Annotated in this window: 1 pseudogene; it reads right to left on the bottom strand. The window is 70.9% G+C overall.

From position 1 onward, the window contains the following. A pseudogene (locus ABTY59_RS22160) lies at window positions 1-357 on the bottom strand (hypothetical protein); the annotation flags it as partial.

Below are 357 nucleotides of genomic sequence, written 5' to 3'. Positions count from 1 at the left end.
GTACGAGCGTGACGACCGTCGCGATGAGCGTCCCTCGTCGTTCCGCCGGGACGACCGCGGTGGCGACAACCGTGGCGGTGGCTTCCGGCGCGATGACCGTGGTGGCGACAGCCGTGGTGGCGACAACCGCGGTGGTGGCTTCCGCCGTGACGACCGTCGTGACGAGCGTCCGTCGTCGTTCCGCCGTGACGACCGTCCCTCGTACGGGCAGCGTGACGACCGTCGTGACGAGCGTCCCTCGTCGTTCCGCCGTGACGACCGCGGTGGCGACAACCGCGGTGGTGGCTTCCGCCGTGACGACCGTCGTGACGAGCGTCCGTCGTCGTTCCGCCGTGACGACCGTCCCTCGTACGGGCA

This window comes from Streptomyces sp. NPDC096079 (assembly GCF_040303145.1).
Classification (GTDB): domain Bacteria; phylum Actinomycetota; class Actinomycetes; order Streptomycetales; family Streptomycetaceae; genus Streptomyces.
The sequence above is the reverse complement of the archived record's forward strand: the minus strand, read 5'-3'. Positions and strand labels throughout refer to the sequence as shown.